Source organism: Bradyrhizobium sp. 25ACV, assembly GCF_054863005.1.
In genome coordinates this window covers 243,250-261,208 of record NZ_JAVAYO010000006.1, presented here as the reverse complement: position 1 = coordinate 261,208, position 17,959 = coordinate 243,250, and the positions used below count along the sequence as shown (strand labels likewise).

The following is a 17,959-nucleotide window of genomic DNA, read 5'->3' as shown; positions in this document are numbered from 1 at the left end:
AATGCGGTAACAAAAGAGGTGGGCACGCTTCCGCCTTCGCTCTGCGAGCTACGGCGGACAAGTCGCTTTGCCCACCCTACGATATCGGCGTTCGCGGAGAGATATTACCCGAACGCCTGCCGCAGCCGCCGGGCCAGATCGAACAGCATCTGGTTCTGCTTCACCAGCCGCTTGCCGTGGCTGAGTGAGGACATCGCCATCGCCGCCAGCTTGCCGCGCGAGGTCAGCGGAACAAAACTGTCGAAGATATCTTCGTCGTCCTTGCAGAACATCCGCTTGTAGTCGTCCGAACCGATACCGAGGTCGAGCGAACGGTAGCCGCGCTCGCCGTAGCGATCGATGATGTAGCGCATCAGGATCAGGCCGGGGCTGTAGCGGGCGTGCTCGGACATCGTGTAGGTGTTGAACATCATCGAGAAGCGCTCGCCGTCGGCGACGCCGGCGAAGATCGCGATCACCTCGTCGTCGCATTCGAGCGCATGGATGTCGATGACGCGGCCTTCGCTGCGCGGTGCAAGGCAGGCGCTGCGGACGAACTGTTCGACGCCCGGCTCGGCGAAGACGTTCGGGAGCTTCTGTTCTGCCATCCGCACCGGCTTGACGCGGAAGAACCAGTCGAGCAGGCGGGTGACGTCGGCGTCTGACGTGGCAAGGTGATAACGATAGCCGGCGAGCGCCTGGAGCTTCTTTTCCTTGCTCTTGAGGCGGCGGCGGAAGGAGTTGCTGATCCGCGATGCCGGCGGTCCGCCCGGCTCCATCACCAGTTGCGGACAGCCGTTGATCGGGCTCTGCCGCGGCAATAGGGCAAACGGGTTCTGCTGGCCGTGCCAGCGCTGCGGCTGCTGCGTCAGCGCGAGCACGTCGATGTGCTCGCGCAGCGGCGCAAGCAGCGTATCGAGATCGGCGGCAGTGGTCTGCGCAGCACACGCGGCGTTCCACAGGCCCATGTTGAAGGTCGTATGCTTGCCGCCCATGAAGCAGGCCGTGCGCACGCCGTGGCTTTGGCGCAGCGAGAGCGGCAGCAGCATCAATGGCGTGTGATCGGCGTCACGGGCGATCACGACGAAGGGCCGCGCACCCTCGCGCTCGCCGACCAGTCGCTGCCAGGGGCCCAGCAGATCGAACCGCTGATAGGGCGTGAAGAGATGGCCGGGCTCCTCGAGGGAGCGCCAGACCGCCTCGGCGGCGCCGAGATCGGTGACGATATCGACATGCGCGATACGGCTCGCTTTCGACCGCGCTGGCGCTTCTGCCGTCCGGCTTTGCATCGCCGCAGCCATGGTCATTCGCGAAACCTGTCGAGAAATCAAAATAGACGTAATTCGGCCTGTGGCCGACCTTTGCAAAGAAATGTCAACAAAGGGTAAGGACAATGGAGAGGGAACGGCGCCTTGGGGGCGCGAAGGTGGGATATTGGCATCCGACGACAGATGGCTGGAACGGCTGCGCCTCGAGCTGGCCTGGTTCACCGGCCAGGCTGCGCTGCGCAGCCGCGGTGCCGGCGCCATCCTGCGCTTTGCGCGGGTGCGGCCACGGCGGCGCGGCGGGTTTCAGCCGTTGCGCGCGCACGAGATCACGCCGCAATTTCTCGACCGCGCCATTCGCGCGTTGAAGCGCTGGAACTACGATTTTCTCGGCATGGACGAGGTCTGCCGGCGCGCGGTGACACTGCCGGAGAAACGGCGTTTCGTGGCGCTATCCTTCGATGGTGCGTCCAAGGATCTCATCGACTTTGCCTATCCGGTGCTGGCGCATCACGCCGTGCCCTTCACGGTCTACGTGCCCACCGCGTTTCCCGATGGTGTCGGGCAGGCCTGGTGGCTCGGGCTCGAACAGGTGATCGCGCGCGAGAGCCGCGTCAACCTGATGATGGGCGACAAGGAGCAGCGCTTCACCGTCACCGGCAATGCCGAGAAGCAGGCGCTGTTCTCGCATCTCGAGAGCTGGCTGCGCTCGCTGTCACCGGCGGATCTGTCAGCCGCGATCGCCGATCTCTGCACGCGCTACCGCGTTGATCTTGCCGCGCTCTCGCGCGAGGCGTCGATGGATTGGGAGGATCTGGCGAAGCTCGCCGCCGATCCGCTCGTCACGATCGGCAGCGCCACGGTGAACTATCCGGTTCTCGCCAGCATGAAGGACAGTGCGGCGCTGCGGGAGATGACGATGGGCAGGGCTGTCGCCGAATCCGCCTTCCGCCGCGATGTCGCGCATTTTGCCTTTCCGTTCGGTGATCGTACCTCGTTCCGGCGCAGCCACGTTGTGATGGCGGAGGAGGCGGGCTTTGCCAGCGCGGTGTCGACGATCCCGGGCATCGTGGAGGCGGAGGGGCGGACCAATCTGCGCGCGCTGCCGCGGATTTCCTGGGACGGCCGCGTGCGCTCGCTGCGCATGCTGCGCGTGCTGGTGTCGGGTGTTGCGTTTGCGCCGGTGAGGCCGACCGCTACGAGCCAGACTTGACGCGGTCGGGCCGCTGCATCCAGCTCACGATCGGCATCGCCGGCAGCACCCAGCCCATGCCCACGACCACGTAGTAGATCGCCTGCCGCCAGCCGGACTCGGCAATCCACGGAATCTGCGCCGCCGCCATGCCGAGCAGGGCCCAGACGGTGGCCAGCACCAGGAGCAGGATGGCGCCGAGGAACTTGCGGGTGCGGATCGTCATGGCGGACTACTAGCGGCTTTCACGTAACTTGCGCTGCGGGAGCGGGGGACTATAAGGGGCACGCAGTCCGGTTCAAGTCTCTTAAGTTCAAGGCTTGGTTTTGTCCCTGAAATGACGACGAATTCCGTTCCAACCAACCCGCATCGCGCCGTGCGCTGGTGGCTGATCTCGGTCGCCGCGCTGATTGCGCTGATGGTGCTGGTCGGCGGCGCGACGCGGCTGACGGAATCCGGCCTCTCGATCGTCGAATGGAAGCCGGTCACGGGCAGCGTGCCGCCACTGTCGGAGACACAGTGGACCGAGGCGTTCGAGGCCTACAAGAAGATCCCGCAGTATCGCGAGCTCAATGCGGGCATGAGCCTGTCCGAGTTCAAGCAGATTTTCTGGTGGGAATGGAGCCACCGGCTGCTCGGCCGTTTCATCGGCGTCGCCTATCTGCTGCCGTTCCTGTTCTTCCTGTGGCGCGGCGGCCTGTCCGGTGAATTGAAGCGCAGGCTGTGGTTGCTGTTCGCGCTTGGCGGTCTCCAGGGCGCGGTCGGCTGGTGGATGGTCGCCTCGGGTCTCACCGAGCGGGTCGAGGTGTCGCAATATCGGTTGGCGACGCATCTTGTGCTCGCGCTCCTGATCTTCGCTGGCATCGTCTGGACGGTGCGGCGGCTCAAGGAGCGGCCGCAGATCGCAGCACCGGCGCGGTTGCGCTTCACGAGCGCGCTGCTGCTCGTCGTGACGTTCGCGCAGATCTATTTCGGTGCGCTGGTTGCGGGCCTGCGCGCCGGGCGCGCGTACAACACCTGGCCGCAGATCGACGGCGCGTTCATTCCCTCGGCCGAGCGGCTGTGGTTCGAGACGCCGTGGTGGCGCAACATGTTCGACAATGTGCTGACGGTGCAGTTCGAGCACCGCATGACCGCCTATGCGCTGTTCGCGCTGGCCGCGCTGCATGCGATCGACGCGGTGGGTTCGCGCGCAGGTGCGGCCGCAAGCGGCGCGCTCTGGCTGTTCGCGGCGGTGAGCCTGCAGGCGGTGCTCGGCATTCTCACGTTGCTCAACCAGGTGCCGATCGACCTCGCGCTGTCGCACCAGGCGGTTGCAATCGTCGTGTTGACGCTCGCGGTGATGCAGGTGGAACGGCTCGCTTCGCGGCGATCTGCGGAGGCGCAGCCGCGTGCGGTTCCGATTAGCCAGCCCGGCTGATCAGCAATAGCCGTAGACGCCGCAGGCGTAGGGCAGGCGCCAGAAGTAATCGACCTGCTTCCCGCCGTAATACGGGCCCTGATAATCGTAGCTCCAGGGCCGGCCATAATAGCCCGGCAGGGTGCTGGAGCCGGGCAGCAGCGGTGTGCCCGGCAGGTTGCGGATGTAGCTGCCGATGCCATAGGCGGGCGAGATCAGCGCATCCGGATCGGTATCGACATAGACCTGCGGCGGCTCCTGTGGCGGAGCGGCGGCGCGCCGCTTCGGCGTGGCCGGCAAGTCGGCGGCAACGGCGGCTGAAACCGTCAGCATCGCCGCAAGGGCAGGCACCATCCAGCGCAGCATCGTCGGCTCCGAATCAAAGGGGCGATCCAAAGACGATGTATGCGGCAGATATGGTTAATGAGGATTAACCGACGGCGATGCGACACCTGCCAACAATGTCTCCCCTCGTCGTTCCGGGGCGGTGCAGAGCACCGAACCCGGAACCTCGAGATTCCGGGTTCGCGCTGCGCGCGCCCCGGAATGACGGTGAGGCTTACGCCCCCAGCGCCTGCTCCAGATCGGCGATCAGGTCTTCCTTGTCCTCGATGCCGATCGAGAGCCGCACCACGTCGGGGCCGGCGCCGGACTTCACCTTGGCGGCGTCGTCGAGCTGGCTGTGCGTGGTGGAGGCCGGGTGGATCACCAGCGAGCGGGTGTCGCCGACATTGGCCAGGTGCGAGAACAGCTGCAGTTTCGACACCAGGCTGACGCCGGCGTCATAGCCGCCCTTCAGGCTGAAGGTGAACACGGCGCCCGCGCCCCTTGGCGCGTATTTGCGCGCGAGCTGGTTGTACTTGTCGCTCGCAAGGCCGGCATAGCTCACCGAGGCCACCGCCGGATGGCCGGCGAGGAATTCGGCGATCGCCTTGGCATTGTCGCACTGCTTCTGCATGCGCAGCGGCAAGGTCTCGATGCCGGTCAGGATCATGAAGGCGTTGAACGGCGACAGCGCGGGGCCGAGGTCGCGCAAGCCCAGCACGCGGCATGCGATCGCGAAGGCGAAATTGCCAAAGGTCTCCTGCAGGCGGATGCCGTGATATTCCGGCCGCGGCTCCGACAGCATCGGATATTTGCCGCCGGTCGACCAGTCGAAGGTGCCGGCATCGACGATGATGCCGCCGAGCGAATTGCCGTGACCGCCCAGAAATTTCGTCAGCGAGTGCACGACGATGTCGGCGCCGTGGTCGATCGGGCGGATCAGGTAGGGCGAGGCCAGGGTGTTGTCGACGATCAGCGGCACGCCCGCCTTCCGCGCCACCGTCGAGATTGCCTCGATGTCGGTGATGCTGCCGGCGGGATTGGCAATGGACTCGATGAAGATCGCCTTGGTGCGCGGCGTCACCGCGCGCTCGAAGCTCGCGACGTCGTCGGGATCGGCCCACACCACGTTCCAGCCAAAGCTCTTGAAGGCGTGCGTGAACTGGTTGATGGAGCCGCCATAGAGTTTTCGCGCGGCGATGAACTCGTCGCCGGGCTGCATCAATTGCTGCAACACCACGACCTGTGCGGCATGGCCCGAGGCCACCGCCAGCGCGGCCGTGCCGCCTTCGAGCGCGGCGACGCGCTCTTCCAGCACCGCGTTGGTGGGATTGCCGATGCGGGTATAGATGTTGCCGAACGCCTGCAGGCCGAACAGCGAGGCGGCGTGGTCGGCATCGTTGAACACGAACGAGGTCGTTTGATAAATCGGAGTCGCGCGCGCACCGGTGGTGGGGTCGGGCTGTGCACCGGCATGCACGGCGAGGGTTGAAAATCCCGGAAGGCGATCGCTCATTGAGGGCGTCCTGTTCTCTTGGTCTGAAATCGCGCGGCATGCTGATGGCCGCCGCGCTCGCCGTCAAGGCGCCGCGTCACGTCAAGACCATTTGGGAATGATCTTGCTACGCATTGTCGCGTTAGCAAAATGAATCCCTCGCAATTGCGTCAGCTTTGCTCGGTCTTGTTTTTGGCGGCACGATCGGAGGCCGCAGTGTCGCCGCCGCCGACGCTCATCCGATTGAGGGATAGTCGCATGCCTTGCGTCGGTGCCGGCGCGCGCTTGGAGCTGAGCGTGCGCGAATTCACGCCCATCCAGGAGATCTCGGACGACAGGCGGCCGTATTCGATCTTGGGGCAGCGGTTCATCACCACCTTGATACCGACCGACTCGGCTTTCGCTGCCGCCAAATCGTCACGTGCGCCAAGCTGCATCCAGATCACCTTCGGCAGCGGGTCGAGCGTGAGAGCTTCCTCGACGACAGGCATGATGTGGCTGGAATTGCGAAAAATGTCGATCATGTCGATGGGACGGCCGATGTCGGACAGCGAGGCGATAAAGGGCTTTCCGAGCAGCTCCTTGCCGACATGGCCGGGATTGACCGGGATCATGTCGTAGCCGCGCTGTGCCAGATATTTGAACGCGAAATAGCTCGGCCGCACATTGACCGGCGAAGCGCCGACCATCGCGATCGACTTCACGCCGTTGAGGATGGCGCGGATGTAATTGTCGGGATAGGCGTCGTGGTTCATGTGATCCTTCATTCGTCATTCCGGGGCGACGCGAAGCATCGAACCCGGAATCTCGAGATTCCGGGTCGGCTCTTCGAGCCGCCCGGAATGACAGCATAAAAACTGCTACTACTCATCCCGCCACGTTGGCGTGCGCTTCTCGATGAAGGCGCCGATGCCTTCCTCGGCGTCGCGCGCCATCATGTTCTCGGTCATTACCTCTGCGGCATAGCGATAGGCATCCGCAAGGCTCATCTCGGCCTGGCGATAGAACGCCTCCTTGCCGAGCTTGACGGTGTAGGCCGATTTCAGCGCAACCTGCTCCGCCAGCGCGATCGCGGCGTCGCGTTCGGTGCCGGCGGGCACCACGCGGTTGATGAGGCCGATCTCGCGGGCGCGCGCGGCCGCAACAGGCTCGCCCGTCAGCAGCATCTCCATCGCCTGCTTGCGCGGCACGTTGCGCGACAGCGCCACCATCGGGGTCGAGCAGAACAAGCCGATGTCGACGCCAGGCGTTGCGAATTTCGCGTCCTCCGAGGCGATGGCGAGATCGCAGCTCGCCACGAGCTGGCAGCCGGCCGCGGTCGCGATACCCTGGACGGATGCGACCACAGGCTTTGGCAGGTGCACGATCGCCTGCATCATCGCGCTGCAGGCGGTCATCATCTCGGCAAAGAAGGCGCGGCCGCGATCCGGGTCAGTGCGGCGCGCGGTCAGCTCCTTCATGTCGTGGCCGGCGGAGAAGGCGGGACCGTTGGCGGCGATCACGACGCCGCGGACGGCCTTGTCACTGCTGATAACATTGAGCTCCGCATGCAGGCTGGCGATCATCGCGGCCGATAGGCTGTTGCGCGCGGCGGGGCGGTTCAGCGTCAACACGGCGATCGGGCCTACGGTCTCGCGCAGCAGGATCGGCGGTTGCGGGGAGGGGGCGCGGGCGGCCTGGGCGGACATCGAAGCGTTTCCGTTGGATTATTGCATTTGAATGACGCAGATAACTTAATGTAACAGGGCGAGTGAAGCGAGGGTGGGGAACAGCATGGCGTTAGCGAAAATGAGCGTGGCAGAGGTCGAGCAGTTCCTCCGTCACGAGTTTCCTCAGGCCTTCAGCGGCGACGACGTCACGATCGAAAGCGCGGACGGCCAGACCTGCCTTTTGCGCCAGCGCTACAGCGAAAGGATGCTGCGACCGGGCGGAACCGTGTCCGGCCCGACGCTGATGGCGCTCGCCGATTTCGCGATGTACGTGGTGCTTCTGTCCGCGATCGGGCCGGTCGGGCTCGCCGTCACCACCAATCTCAACATCAACTTCCTGCGCAAGGGCCTGCCGGGGCAGGACGTGCTGGCGGAGGCGCGGCTGCTCAAGCTCGGCAAGCGGCTGGCGGTCGGGGAGGTGAAACTGCTGTCTGGCTCCTCGCCCGATCCGATCGCCCATGTCACCTCGACCTATTCCATTCCAAATGTTTGAGCTTTTCGCAGGTAATATAGCACCATATTTTTAAGCCATTGATATTTCGATACTAATTTCAGTCCGCGGGCATTGACCGTTGCGCGTCTCTTCTCTAGAAAACCGCGCAGTCCGGTGCGGTGTTCGCGCCGATGCTCCCCGTCCACGGAAACTCTGACATGAAAACCTTTTCGGCAAAGCCGGCTGAGGTGACGAAGAAGTGGGTGCTGATCGACGCCAAGGGTCTGGTCGTCGGCCGCCTCGCCACCATCGTCGCCATGCGCCTGCGCGGCAAGCACCTCCCGACCTACACCCCGCATGTTGATTGCGGCGACAACGTCATCATCATCAATGCGCAGCATGCGGTCCTCACCGGCCGCAAGCGCGAGCAGAAGACCTACTACAAGCACACCGGCTATGTCGGCCACATCAAGGAGCGCACCGCGCGCCAGATCCTCGAGGGCAAGCATCCCGAGCGCGTGCTCGAGAAGGCCGTCGAGCGCATGATCCCGCGTGGTCCGCTCGGTCGCGTCCAGATGGGCAATCTCCGCGTCTATGGCGGCGCCGATCATCCGCACGAGGCACAGACGCCCGAGAAGATCGATATCGCCAAGTTGAACCGCAAGAACACGAGGGCCGCATAACATGGCCGAATCCATCCAGTCGCTCGACCAGCTCTCGCAGCTCAAGACGGCGGCGGCGCCCGATGCGCCCAAGCACGAGAAGAAGGTCGACAAGTTCAACCGCGCCTATGCCACCGGCAAGCGCAAGGACGCGGTCGCCCGCGTCTGGATCAAGCCGGGCGCCGGCAAGGTCACGGTCAACTCGCGCGAGGTCGAGGTCTATTTCGCCCGTCCCGTGCTGCGCATGATGATCGAGCAGCCGTTCTCCGTGGCCGCGCGTTCGGGCCAGTACGACGTGATCTGCACGGTCGCCGGCGGCGGCCTGTCCGGCCAGGCCGGCGCGGTCCGTCACGGCATCTCCAAGGCGCTCACCTATTTCGAGCCGGAGCTGCGCTCCGTGCTCAAGAAGGGCGGCTTCCTGACCCGCGACTCCCGCGTGGTCGAGCGCAAGAAGTACGGCAAGGCCAAGGCCCGCCGGTCCTTCCAGTTCTCGAAGCGTTAATCGCTTCGGTCACATTCGCCGCGAAAGCGGCTTCAATGAGATGCAAAAGGGCGCTGATTTCAGCGCCCTTTTTGTTGTTCGTTTGTATGCAAATTGATGGCGTGTTTCCCGAAAACTTGGCCTCCCGCGAAAACCTGAATGGAACTCGCGCGACCTAGCGTCGCATTCGGAAGGGCGCGCAAACGGCTGGGCCGGTCGCGTAACTGCTATGTTCTAGAGGGGGCCGACATGATGTCGCTCGATAGCATCACGCTCTATTTGGTCGCCACCATGGTCGCCGCACTGCTCGGCGCCATGATGGTGTTTTTCGGCAGGCAGGAGAACAGCCCTGCACTGAAATGGTGGGGCACCGCCTATCTGCTCGGTGCCGCCTCCGTCGCGCTGTGGACCGCGGCCGGCGACAGGCTGGGCCCGCATCTTTACGTTGCGCTCAACGCGGTCGGCTTCGTCGCCTGCGGCATGGTGTGGAATGCGGCGCGCGTCTTCCACGGCCGCAAGCCGAACTGGCCGGGTCTCCTCGTCGGCGCGCTCGCCTGGGTCGCCGCCGTCACGCTGCTCGCCCCCGAGGCATCCATGTTGCGGATGATCATCGGCGCCGGCATCGTCTCGGTTTATGCGGCATTGACCGCCAGCGAGCTCTGGACCGAACGGCGCAAGAGCCTGCAGCGGCGCTGGCCGGCCTTCGTGATGCCGGTGATGCATGGCTGCGTGTTGATGCTGCCGGTCCTGATCGGCAGCTTCCTGCGTCCGCACGATGCCGGCTTCTCCCAGAGCATCTGGGTCAAGGTGTTCGCGGTCGAACTGATCCTTTATGCCGTCGGCACCGTGTTCGTGATCTTCATGCTGGTGTCCGAGCGCACCGTGACCGCGCACCGCACCGCCGCGTCGACCGATCCCCTGACCGGCATGCTCAACCGGCGCGGTTTCTCGGAAGCCTGCGGCCGCGTGATCGAGCGCGAGGCCAAGGCCGGACGTCCCGTGACCGTGATGATCTTCGACATCGATCACTTCAAGTCGATCAACGACCGCTTCGGCCACCCCGCCGGCGACGAGATGCTGAAACTGTTCTCGACCGTCGTCGTCAGCAATCTGCGCATCACCGACATGTCGGGCCGCATCGGCGGCGAGGAATTCGCAGCACTGCTGCCGTGTTCGCTGGAGGAGGGCGTGCTGGTCGCCGAGCGCGTGCGCGAGGCGTTCGAGACCTCCGGTGTCGTGGTCGACGAAGGCCCGGTGGACACCACCGTCAGCATCGGCGTCGCCGGCGGACCTGCCGGCACCGAGCTCGAGGTGCTGCTGGCATCCGCCGACACTGCGCTCTACCAGGCCAAGCGCGGCGGCCGTAACCGCGTCGAGGCGGCGGAGGAGCTGCCGCTGTCGCTGGAGAACTGGCGCCGCCAGAGCGCCGCGCGGATCAGTGCGCCGCAGCCGCGGCCGGCCACCGCCTGAGACGCAGAGCAGCATCGCGGTAATCCCCTGTTTACCATTCGATCCCTACCATTGTGGTCATGGAATCGATCCGTCGACAGAACCCGCAAGCTGCCCTGATGTCGCTCGAAGCCGCTGCGGCCTCGGCACGCAGTGGCTTCGCCTGTCTGTTCTCCACTGCGGATGAATACGAGAGCGCGCTGATCACCGAGCGCCGCGCGCAGGGGCGTTACACGCAAGGCCGCCGCAGCTACTGGCCGCTCGCTTTGTTCATCGGCTGCGCCCTCATCGTGGCAGGCACGGTTCTGCTGCTGGTCTGAGAGATCTGCATTTTTGGGCCGACCAGGGCGCCGTTTCGGCGCCTTTTTCTTTTTCGCCGGCTGCGCTAGACACGCCCATCGAACAAAAAACGGGTGGAAACCGATGATCACCGAGATCGCGCAAATCGACGTCAAGCCGGGCAGCGAGAAGGACTTTGAGGCCGCCGTCGCCAAGGCCAAGGCCGCCTTCGGCCGCTCCAAGGGCTTTCACGGCTTTGAGCTGCACAAATCGATCGAAAAGCCGCAGCGCTACCGGCTGATGGTGAAATGGGCGACGCTGGAAAATCACACCGTCGATTTCCGCGGCTCGGAGAACTTCACCGAATGGCGCGGCCTCGTTGGCCAGTATTTTGCCTCGCCGCCCGAGGTGGAGCACACCGAGACCGTGCTCACGACCTGAGGGCTTATTTCTGGAGCGTGATCTTATCGGAAAACCGCTGCACACTTTTCCGGATCATGCTCTAGGCCGCTTCTGCTAAAGGCGGCGCCTCGTAGGTCTTGAAATGGTCGATCATGACCTTGGCGATGGCGACCAGCGGGAGCGCCAGCGCCAGGCCCCAGATACCGAATACGACGCCGAGCACGATCTGGAACGCGAACAGCGTGGCCGGCGGAATGTCCAGCGCCTGCCGCTGCAGGATCGGCGTCAGCACGTAGCTCTCCATGGCGTGCACGCCCATGAAGAGCAGAAAGGCCGATAGCGCCGGGATCCAGCCGGAGGCGAGGCTCGCCAGCACCACGACGACGCCGGCGATGATGGCCCCGATGGTCGGGATGAAGGCGAGCAGGCCGGCCTGAATTCCCAGGATGAACGAGCTGGGGATGCCGATGACGGCAAGCCCGATCCAGGTCACCACGCCGACCGCGAGCATGACGATGATCTGCGCGATCAGCCAGCGCTCCAGAGTCTCACTGATGCGATCGATGATGAGGGCGACGCGGGTGCGGTGCCTGGCAGGCGCCAGGAACAGCAGACCATCGTGATAGACGGCCGGCTGGGCGGCGAAGGCGAAGCCCAGGAACAGAACGATGAAGATGTTGCCGACACCGTGGATGGTGCCGAGCAGCAGCTTGAAGGTCTGGCTCACGATCGCCCCGCCGCTGGACGCCAGCGCGCCAGCGCCGGGCAGGGGACCGCGCGAGGGCGCCGCTGGTGCGGTCGCCGTCTCCGAGGGCGCAGCGGCCGAGGCGTCAGTCGCGCCGTTGCCGAAATCGAAGAAGCTGGTGTCGATGCCGTGGTTGTCCAGGAAGGACTTCACGTTCCCGATCTGCGACTTGATGGTCTTGCTCAGCAGCGAAGCCTGTTCGGCGATGGTGGCGCCGCCGAGATAGGCGATGCCGGCCAGCATCAGGGCGAGCGCGGTGCAGACGATCGCGAGCCGCACCGGATGCGGCAGGGGCACGCGGCGGCCGAGCGCGCCCGTCAGCGCGTTGAGGCCGAGACCGAGCAGCATGCCGGTGAAGATCAGCAGCAGGGTGGCGGCGAAATACCAGGTGAAGGCGAGCATCGCGGTGAACAGCACGACGCCGATGCCCCCGACCGAGATCGCCCAAGCGAGGTCGCCGCGGGTCCGGGAGCGTTCATCTTTGGACATGGTCACATCGGGTCCTTTTCAGCGCAATGCGCGCCGCACTCTCTCGACAAACCCGCTTCGGATCAAGACCGCGTCAACGCGCTGGTTTGACGTCGGCGCGCCGACGGTGCAGAGCGATGAGGAAAGAACAATGGGGGCGGTTTGAGCTTCATCAGCAAATGGGCCGGTCTGCTCGGGCTTCTGGCCGTGCTCGTGGTCGGCGACCAGATCCGGATCAACCGGCCCGGCCACAAATTTCGTCTCACGGTCGAGGTCACGACGCCTGACGGGATCAAGGCCGGATCCGGGGTTCTGGCCGTTGTGCCCGACCGCAACTATAACCGTGGCGGCCGCACCACGATGCGCGGGGAGGCGGTGTTCGTCGATCTCGGTCAGAGCAAGAATCTGGTGGCATTGCTGGCGCACCGGCAGGACGCCAAGCTGGACTTCGACGACATCAACTATGTCGCGCTCCGTGCCTATGGCGCCGCGCGCGGCAACCGCGTCTCGTTCAACGATATCCACCGGCAGACCGGCGTTGTCCCGGTGCAGGCAGACCTCGTGCCGGTGCTCGTCAGCTTTGGCGATCCCAAGGATCCCAAGACGGCGCGCCTTGTCGCCGGCGACCATGCGGAGGCGGTTCTGGGCGAGGGCTATGCGATCCGGGGCATCACGGTCGAAGTCGTGCCCAACGGGATCTGGCCGGTTGATTTCGGTGGGGTGCTCGGAGAGCCCGTGACGCGCGGCGTCAACGCGAAACTGCCCTGGCTGGCCGCCCCGGGCGATCCGGCCGCAACCGCACTGCAGGCCGCCGGGCTGCCCGCCGGGGGCGAGGCCCGGGAGGCATTTGCGCGAAAATAGCATTGCCGTCCCGCGATCCCTTCTGTTGAATTTGTTCCAGCCCAAGGGCATGTTTGGAGAATCTTCTTATCGGAGAGGCGCGGAACGACAGATGAGAAAGCCGGTCGTCGGCGTGATCGGGAATGCCCATCGCGTCGAAAATCGATTTCAGGTCCAGATGGTCGGCGAGCGCAATTTGCGCGCCGTGGCCGAGGTTTCCGGTGGCCTGCCGATGATGTTCGCGGGCGCGCCCGATATCACCGATATCGGTGCGCTGCTCGACGTGGTCGACGGGATCGTGCTCACCGGCGCCCGCGCCAACGTCCATCCGACCCGCTTCAATGTCGATCCGTGTGAGCGGCACGAGCCGTACGATATCCATCGCGACGAGGTGGCGCTGGCGCTTTCGGTCGCCTGCGTCGCCCGCGGCGTGCCGCTGTTCGGCATCTGCCGCGGCCTCCAGGAGATGAACGTCGCCTTCGGCGGCTCGCTGCATCCCGAGATCCGCGAAATTCCCGGCCGCATGAACCATCGCATGCCCCGGCTCGAGAACGGCGAGATTCACCCCGATCCGACCGTGGTGTTCGCCGACCGTCACGACGTCGAGCTGACGCCGGGCGGGGCGTTCGCAAAATTGCTCGGCTGCGAGAAGATCAGGGTCAATTCACTGCACGGCCAGGGCATCCTCGATCCCGGCAAGCGCGTGCTGGTCGAGGGCGTCGCCGAGGACGGCACCATCGAGGCGATCCGGATCGCGGAAGCCCCGACGTTCGCGCTCGGCGTGCAATGGCACGCCGAATACGATCCCCAGCGCAATCCGGTCAACCGCAAGCTGTTCGAAGCCTTCGGCGAAGCGCTGGTCGCGCGGCAGCGCGCGGCGGCGTAGGGCACACGCGTGTCCCGGACGCGCTGCCGCGTTCTTACGCTTCTGCGCAGAGCCGGGACCCAGCACCCTGGAGTCCGTTGCGGCATGGGCCCCGGCTCTGCAGCGCACCGCTGAAGAAGCGCTGCGCTGCGTCCGGGGCACGAGAGCGGAAATCTGGTGCACAGCTGCATCAAACCCGTCATTGCGAGCGTAGCAAAGCAATCCAGAATCTCTCCGCGGAGGCAGTTTGGATTGCTTGGTCGCAAGAGCTCCTCGCAATGACGGAGCAAGGTGCATCGTCGGCATCGCCACGCTCTCAGCGGAACTCGCACACACGCCTTCCCATTCTCGCGGCGCGTTTCGCCCGAGGCTTGCTGTCGTTCGCACCCCATGAAGACCAAAGGGCGCAGGGAAGGCCGGGCGCCGGCGGCACCCGCAAGTCCGTGCGCGACGAAGATGCACACGGGGTGGACCACAGGTGATGCCGGTCGCCCGGCCTTCCCTGCGCGGCTGGTTTTAACGGTGTCCTTCGTGCTCTCCCCGGGGAGCGATGCACTATTGCCCCCGTCGCCTCGCGGATGATCGATGCGCGTGCCCGGTCGGGCCGCTACATCACCGCAAGCCTTGACGCACAGACCCCGGGCGTCAGGACCACACGACTTCTCCGTCCGCGGACGGTCCCGCCGGGATACCCGTAGGCTTGCGTGTGCTCGCCCCCAGGCATCGACGAAACCGCTGTGACCGCGCCGTGTCGTATCGCGTCGCCTGAGGACTCACGGTTGCCCGCCCTGTCATCATGCCGAGCCGCGCCGGCGCTACCGCGTCCACCGCCACCCGGCCCGCATCTCGTGACGATCGCGAAGCGCCCCTTTGGCAGGGCCGGGATAGCGCGTCTATGCCACAAATCCGAAATTCGGGAAAGTGGAATATTTTTGAGGGGAGGGCTTGACCGGGTGTTTTGCCCGACGCCTCTCGGGAGTGACCCTGGCAGGGGCTTATTGCGTTATCCCAATGCCGGGAGCCGCTTTATCGGGAAGACTTGCTTGGTGGATTTGGCAGATACACCTTAAGTTTTGTCCCAGGACGGAGGATGACTTTCATGAGCAGACCTGTGAAGACTGAAAGCGAACTGATCGCCATGGCCAAGGCCGAGTTGAAGGTTCATGCCGACTGTCCCGATGGAATGACGATTTCGATCCTCCGCGATGGCAATTCCTGGGAGTTTCGGGCCAGCGCAGACCGGGCCACCTCGGATCGGCCCGGCTACCCTGAATGCGTCGCCATGCTTGTCCAGATCGGCGATCACCTCTGCAAGCAGTACGACGTCGAGGGTTAGGCTCGTCCGAGAGCCGGATTGCCGCTGCCCCTGCATCGACCAAATTAGGCACAGTGATCCATTTTTGAGATCACTGCGGCAAACTGTCCATTTTCCTGTTGACCACGAAATTGCTGACGGTAAAGGTGCCGTGCTTCACGCGCGGCCGAGACCCGAACACGTCTCGGCGAAAACCGACAACAAGAACGAGCGGAAGCATCAGGAGGGTGAACTAGCTCCCGCGCAGACCTGGACGGTCGCTGATACAGCGCGCCATGGTACTGCGCGTTCGGGGGTAGCACTCGGCGAGGGGGAAAAGGCATCGATGCGCCCATTGTTGGAGGTGAGTACGGCTATCGACTGGCTGAACGAAAAGGTCGGTAACGTCTGCAATATTCTGGTGCTCGCGGCCTGCGTGGTCAGCGCTGCAAATGCGATGATCCGGTATGCCTTCAGCTACAGCTCCAACAGCTGGCTCGAGACGCAGTGGTATATGTTCGCCGTCGTCGTGATGTTCGGCTCGTCCTATACTTTCAAGCGCAACGAGCATGTGCGCGTCGAAATCCTCTATCTCATGCTGTCCGAACGCGGCCAGCTGTGGCTCGACCTGATCGGGACATTGGTCTTCCTCGTCCCGGCGTGCCTGCTCCTCAGCTACCTCTCATGGGCGATGTTCTACAACTCGTTCATCATCGGCGAGATGTCCAACAACGCGGGCGGCCTCCTGCGGTGGCCGATCAAGTTCGTGCTGCCGGCCGGATTCTTCATGGTCGCTCTGCAGGGCGTCTCGGAGGCCATCAAACGCGCCGCCGCCTTGCGCGGTGAAGTCACGATCGATGCGAAATATGAGCGGCCGACCCAATGATCACGATTGAGATGATGCCGCCGCTGATGTTCGGCGGGCTGGTTCTGGCCATGCTGATCGGATTTCCGGTCGCCTTCACGCTGGCCGCTCTCGGGCTTTCGTTCGGATTCCTCGCGATCCACGAGGGCTTCTTCGGGTTCAGCTTCCTCCAGGCCATTCCGGAGCGCATCTATGGCAGCGTTCTGGCGAACGAGCTGCTGCTGGCAATTCCATTCTTCACGTTCATGGGCGCGATCCTCGAACGATGCGGCCTCGCCGAGGATATGCTGGATTCGATGGGGCAGTTGTTCGGCCCCGTTCGCGGCGGTCTCGGCTATTCCGTGATCATCGTCGGCTTCATCCTCGGTGCCATTACAGGCACCGTGGCGGCGCAGGTCATTGCGATGGCGCTGATCTCGATGCCGGTGATGATCCGCTACGGCTACAACATGCGCTACATCACCGGCGTGCTCGCAGCCTCCGGCACCATTACCCAGCTGGTGCCTCCCTCGCTGGTTCTGATCGTGCTCGCGGACCAGCTCGGGAAGTCGGTCGGCGATATGTATCTGGGCGCGTGGGGCCCATCGATCCTCCAGATCGCACTCTTCGCCGGCTACACGTTTGCGCTGAGCGTGATCAAGCCGGGCCACGTTCCGGCAGTGCCCAAGGAAGCAAGGACGCTCACGGGCTGGGCGCTCTGGCGCAAATGCCTTTTGGGGATCATCCCGTCCGCTGTTCTGATTTTCGTGGTGCTCGGCACGATGATGCTTGGTCTTGCCACCCCGACCGAAGCAGGCGCGATGGGCGCCGTCGGCGCGATCGTCCTTGCCGTCATCCATCACAAGGATTTCAGCTCGGCCGGGCACAAGGTGCTGCTCGTCGGCGTTGCGGCCGCGGGTGTCGGCACGATTATCGGCATCTACTTCACGCCGAATCTGCCGTTCAAGATCGCCTTTGCGATTGCCTATCTCGCCGTCGCCTGGGTTTGCATCGAGGCGATCAGGATTCCGGACCTGCGCTTGCTGGTCAAGCAGGGCTACGAGACCACGATGCGCATCACCTGCATGGTGACGTTCATCCTGATCGGATCGACCTGCTTCTCGATCGTCTTTCTCGGTTGCAACGGGGGTGTCTGGCTGGAGCACATGCTGACATCGCTGCCGGGCGGGGTCTGGGGCTTCCTGATCTTCATGAACCTGTTCATCTTCTTCATCGCCTTCTTCCTCGACTTCTTCGAGATCGCCTTCATCATCATCCCGATGATCGCGCCGATCGCGCAGAAGCTGCTCACCCCCGTGGTGGGGGCGGATGCCGCCTTGATCTGGTTCGGTGTCATGCTCTGCGTCAACATGCAGACCTCCTTCCTGCATCCGCCCTTCGGCTTTGCCTTGTTCTACCTGCGAGGCGTGGCGCCGAAGGAGGTCAAGAGTTCGGACATCTATTGGGGCGCGATGCCCTGGATCGGCCTGCAGGCGATCATGGTTGCGGTCGTCATCGCATTCCCGATCACGGTCACCGGGCTGCTGGACGCTCCCGTCAAGGTGGATCTGGACAAGATCAAGATCGAAATTCCCGACATCGAGCTGCCGCCGCCGCTCGATTTCGGCCAGCCCAAGAATTGAGGAAACATCTCTGCCCGGGGATTGATCCAAATATTGGAGGGCGGTGACCTGCCAACGCTGCCCTTGCGCAGGGAGCCGCGGACCTTGATTGCGACGTCGCAACCGATCGGCAGGCTGGCGGAGTAGACGGTCGCCTCGCGCTGTGGCTAAGTCCAGGCCCAGAGTAGCGAAAGGGGAGCCCGATGCCGTAT

Annotated in this window: 20 protein-coding genes; 13 read left to right on the top strand and 7 right to left on the bottom strand. The window is 64.2% G+C overall.

The features are described from left to right. Window positions 1-104 precede the first annotated feature (104 nt). Window positions 105-1,286: a GNAT family N-acetyltransferase gene (locus RAD04_RS16460; protein WP_461624598.1), complete on the bottom strand. Its 1,182-nt coding sequence runs from the start codon at window positions 1,284-1,286 to the stop codon at window positions 105-107. A 127-nt stretch (window positions 1,287-1,413) separates the two neighbouring features. Between RAD04_RS16460 and RAD04_RS16455 the strand changes: the two genes are divergently transcribed. Next, entirely contained in the window at window positions 1,414-2,457 is a 1,044-nt protein-coding gene (locus tag RAD04_RS16455) for a polysaccharide deacetylase family protein (RefSeq protein ID WP_461624597.1), read from the top strand. Here the strand turns inward: RAD04_RS16455 and RAD04_RS16450 are convergent. Further along, window positions 2,441-2,662 carry a DUF2842 domain-containing protein gene (locus RAD04_RS16450; RefSeq protein ID WP_091965239.1) on the bottom strand — a complete coding sequence of 74 codons (222 nt, stop codon included), beginning with the start codon at window positions 2,660-2,662 and terminating at the stop codon, window positions 2,441-2,443. The two genes, RAD04_RS16455 and RAD04_RS16450, sit on opposite strands and share 17 nt — an antisense overlap. Window positions 2,663-2,773: 111 nt before the next feature. On the opposite strand from RAD04_RS16450, the gene RAD04_RS16445 reads away from it, so the two are divergent. After that, window positions 2,774-3,856: a COX15/CtaA family protein gene (locus RAD04_RS16445; RefSeq protein WP_461624596.1), complete on the top strand. Its 1,083-nt coding sequence runs from the start codon at window positions 2,774-2,776 to the stop codon at window positions 3,854-3,856. Here RAD04_RS16445 and RAD04_RS16440 read toward each other — a convergent pair whose 3' ends face one another. From RAD04_RS16440 to RAD04_RS16425, 4 genes are all read right to left on the bottom strand, one after another. Then, window positions 3,857-4,201, bottom strand: coding sequence for a hypothetical protein (locus RAD04_RS16440; RefSeq protein WP_461624595.1), 345 nt, complete (start codon window positions 4,199-4,201; stop codon window positions 3,857-3,859). 193 nt (window positions 4,202-4,394) lie between these two features. Next, window positions 4,395-5,675: an O-acetylhomoserine aminocarboxypropyltransferase gene (locus RAD04_RS16435; RefSeq protein ID WP_092257404.1), complete on the bottom strand. Its 1,281-nt coding sequence runs from the start codon at window positions 5,673-5,675 to the stop codon at window positions 4,395-4,397. Between the two features lie 149 nt (window positions 5,676-5,824). Next, complete coding sequence (locus tag RAD04_RS16430) at window positions 5,825-6,409, bottom strand: CoA-binding protein (RefSeq protein ID WP_461624732.1); 585 nt, start codon at window positions 6,407-6,409, stop codon at window positions 5,825-5,827. Between the two features lie 108 nt (window positions 6,410-6,517). Continuing rightward, on the bottom strand, window positions 6,518-7,342 hold the full coding sequence (locus RAD04_RS16425; RefSeq protein ID WP_461624594.1) for an enoyl-CoA hydratase: 825 nt from the start codon (window positions 7,340-7,342) through the stop codon (window positions 6,518-6,520). Window positions 7,343-7,427: 85 nt separating this feature from the next. Between RAD04_RS16425 and RAD04_RS16420 the strand changes: the two genes are divergently transcribed. The 6 genes from RAD04_RS16420 (at window position 7,428) to RAD04_RS16395 (ending at window position 11,108) form a co-directional block, all read left to right on the top strand. After that, entirely contained in the window at window positions 7,428-7,856 is a 429-nt protein-coding gene (locus tag RAD04_RS16420) for a PaaI family thioesterase (RefSeq protein WP_461624593.1), read from the top strand. 158 nt (window positions 7,857-8,014) lie between these two features. Further along, on the top strand, window positions 8,015-8,479 hold the full coding sequence (rplM, locus tag RAD04_RS16415) for a 50S ribosomal protein L13 (RefSeq protein ID WP_091965253.1): 465 nt from the start codon (window positions 8,015-8,017) through the stop codon (window positions 8,477-8,479). A gap of 1 nt (window position 8,480) precedes the next feature. Next, complete coding sequence (gene rpsI, locus RAD04_RS16410) at window positions 8,481-8,960, top strand: 30S ribosomal protein S9 (protein WP_008547917.1); 480 nt, start codon at window positions 8,481-8,483, stop codon at window positions 8,958-8,960. 228 nt (window positions 8,961-9,188) lie between these two features. Then, on the top strand, window positions 9,189-10,409 hold the full coding sequence (locus RAD04_RS16405; protein ID WP_461624592.1) for a GGDEF domain-containing protein: 1,221 nt from the start codon (window positions 9,189-9,191) through the stop codon (window positions 10,407-10,409). Window positions 10,410-10,468: 59 nt separating this feature from the next. Beyond that, the gene (locus RAD04_RS16400) at window positions 10,469-10,708 is read left to right on the top strand and encodes a hypothetical protein (RefSeq protein WP_104462879.1); all 240 of its coding nucleotides are present in this window, start codon (window positions 10,469-10,471) and stop codon (window positions 10,706-10,708) included. A gap of 103 nt (window positions 10,709-10,811) precedes the next feature. After that, window positions 10,812-11,108, top strand: a complete 297-nt coding sequence (locus tag RAD04_RS16395; RefSeq protein ID WP_035673823.1) for an antibiotic biosynthesis monooxygenase family protein — start codon at window positions 10,812-10,814, stop codon at window positions 11,106-11,108. 61 nt (window positions 11,109-11,169) lie between these two features. On the opposite strand, the gene RAD04_RS16390 is transcribed toward RAD04_RS16395, so the two are convergent. Beyond that, window positions 11,170-12,309, bottom strand: a complete 1,140-nt coding sequence (locus RAD04_RS16390; RefSeq protein ID WP_461624591.1) for an AI-2E family transporter — start codon at window positions 12,307-12,309, stop codon at window positions 11,170-11,172. A 135-nt stretch (window positions 12,310-12,444) separates the two neighbouring features. Between RAD04_RS16390 and RAD04_RS16385 the strand changes: the two genes are divergently transcribed. From RAD04_RS16385 to RAD04_RS16365, 5 genes are all read left to right on the top strand, one after another. Further along, window positions 12,445-13,143: a hypothetical protein gene (locus RAD04_RS16385; RefSeq protein ID WP_461624590.1), complete on the top strand. Its 699-nt coding sequence runs from the start codon at window positions 12,445-12,447 to the stop codon at window positions 13,141-13,143. 91 nt (window positions 13,144-13,234) lie between these two features. Next, entirely contained in the window at window positions 13,235-14,008 is a 774-nt protein-coding gene (locus RAD04_RS16380) for a gamma-glutamyl-gamma-aminobutyrate hydrolase family protein (protein WP_028141424.1), read from the top strand. 1,078 nt (window positions 14,009-15,086) lie between these two features. After that, window positions 15,087-15,323 carry a hypothetical protein gene (locus tag RAD04_RS16375; RefSeq protein ID WP_026202304.1) on the top strand — a complete coding sequence of 79 codons (237 nt, stop codon included), beginning with the start codon at window positions 15,087-15,089 and terminating at the stop codon, window positions 15,321-15,323. 304 nt (window positions 15,324-15,627) lie between these two features. After that, window positions 15,628-16,167: a TRAP transporter small permease subunit gene (locus RAD04_RS16370; protein WP_461624589.1), complete on the top strand. Its 540-nt coding sequence runs from the start codon at window positions 15,628-15,630 to the stop codon at window positions 16,165-16,167. Beyond that, the gene (locus RAD04_RS16365; RefSeq protein WP_461624588.1) at window positions 16,164-17,768 is read left to right on the top strand and encodes a TRAP transporter large permease; all 1,605 of its coding nucleotides are present in this window, start codon (window positions 16,164-16,166) and stop codon (window positions 17,766-17,768) included. Before RAD04_RS16370 ends, RAD04_RS16365 begins: the two co-directional genes overlap by 4 nt. The last annotated feature ends 191 nt before the right edge of the window (window positions 17,769-17,959 follow it).